The organism is Candidatus Symbiopectobacterium sp. NZEC135, from assembly GCF_025962695.1.
On the sequence record NZ_JAGFPF010000602.1, the window covers coordinates 1 to 1153 of the forward strand.

At 58.3% G+C, this 1153-nt stretch carries 1 protein-coding gene; it reads right to left on the reverse strand.

The window, feature by feature from the left end; all coding sequences use genetic code 11:
- On the reverse strand, nucleotides 1-1119 hold a 1119-nt coding region (locus tag J5224_RS29090; protein ID WP_264628555.1), incomplete at its 3' end, for a mannitol dehydrogenase family protein.
- Between the last annotated feature and the right edge of the window lie 34 nt (nucleotides 1120-1153).

Below are 1153 nucleotides of genomic sequence, written 5' to 3' on the forward strand. Positions count from 1 at the left end.
TATCTGCCAGGTGCGGTGGTGCAGGCCTGGGTTGGCAAAGCGCGTAAGCAGGCGTTCGGCATAGTCTGTCAGGTCAACGCCGCTGATGGTTAACGTCGGGGCTTGCTCTGCCAGCATCAGGTGGCGCACCGCACGGCGGAAGTGCGCATCGGCCATGCAGTCGCTGATATGGGCATAGCCCGCCAGGTAGCCGAGATAGGCCAGAAACGAGTGACTGCCGTTCAGCATTCTGAGCTTCATGGTTTCATAAGGTGCAACATCCGCCACCAGTTGTACCCCTGCCGCCTCCCAATGCGGTCGACCCAGCGTAAAACGATCCTCCACAACCCACTGAATATAGGGCTCGCAGGCGATAGCGCAGGGATCGTCAACGCCGACAGCTTCTGCCACGTCGTGCAACGTTTGTGCGGTGGCGGCGGGCACGATGCGATCCACCATGGTGGAGGGGAAAGCCACTTCACGCTCAATCCACGCTGCCAGCGCGGGCGCAACAAGGCGTGCGAAATCAAGTACCGCGCGTTGGGCGGCCTTACCGTTTTCTGGCATGTTATCGCAGGAGAGCACGCTAAAAGGAGGGATGCCTAGAGCATGGCGTCTACGCAACGCTTCGGTAATGATACCCGGCACCGACAGCGGCTCGCGTGGATAGCGCAAATCATGCTGGATGTGGGCATTGTCGGTGTCCAGATTGCCGTGCGCACCCGCCAGACAATAGCCTTTTTCCGTAATGGTCAGGGAGACAATCTCCGTTTGAGCATCGGCCAGCTGTGCCAAAATGGCCTCTTTGCCATCAACGGCGGCGTGTAGCGAGGCGCACACCGCGCCCACTACGATAGCCTGATTGCCGCTTTCCCCCTTTTCCAGCACGGTAAACAGGTGCTGCTGCTCGCGCAGCGCTGAAATCAGGCTGTCATCGCTGAACAGCACCACTTCGCACAGCCCCCAATCGCCGCCTTCCTGATTGAGGACGCGGTGCGTCAGCAGCGCCTGATGGGCACGGTGAAATGCCCCAAACCCGATATGCACAATACGCGGGCGTAGGGCAGTGCGATCGTAGCGCGGTACATCGACGTTATCCGGTAGGGTTACAGTGGCGATATTTTGCTTTTTATCAGTCATTTATTTGTTTTTTTAGCAGGTGATCATCAGCTAA